This window comes from Azospirillum sp. TSH64, from assembly GCF_003116035.1.
GTDB lineage: Bacteria > Pseudomonadota > Alphaproteobacteria > Azospirillales > Azospirillaceae > Azospirillum.
In genome coordinates this window covers 3358228-3358753 of record NZ_LGQW01000015.1, presented here as the reverse complement: position 1 = coordinate 3358753, position 526 = coordinate 3358228, and the positions used below count along the sequence as shown (strand labels likewise).

Sequence of the window (526 nt, the reverse complement as noted above, 5' to 3'; positions counted from 1 at the left end):
CGACACCGGCAACAGGGCGACGGTGTCGCTGTTCGAGACCATCGTCGGCGGCACCGGTGTCGACAGCATCCTGCTCGGCAACGCCGGCAACACGTTGGCGGTATCGCAGCTGGAAACACTGCTGGGTGGGTCCGGCCTGGACGTGGTGACGCTGGGGTCCGGCGGCAGCACGCTGATGACCGTGGCGGTGGAAACGCTGATCGGCGGCAGCGGGCTCGACGTGGTGACGTTGGGCACCGGCGGCACGACGGTGCGGATCGTCGGCATCGAGTCCGTCATCGGCAACAGCGGGCGCGACGTCGTCCAGCTGTCCGACGGCGGCGGCACCTTCGTCGTCAATCTGCTGGAGACGCTGGTCGGCAGTTCCGGCAACGACGTGGCGGTGGTCGGCGAACTTGGCGGCGGCTCGACCCTGCTGGTCGCCGGGCTGGAGATCCTCGTCGGCAATTCCGGCACCGACATCGTCACGTTGAGCGACGGCGGCAACACCACGCTGCTGCGCATGCTGGAGACGCTGACCGGCGGA

General features: G+C 68.8%; 1 pseudogene. It reads left to right on the top strand.

The annotated features are described in order from the left end of the window. Positions 1 to 526 (top strand): annotated as a pseudogene (locus tag TSH64_RS16740) (hypothetical protein); the annotation flags it as partial.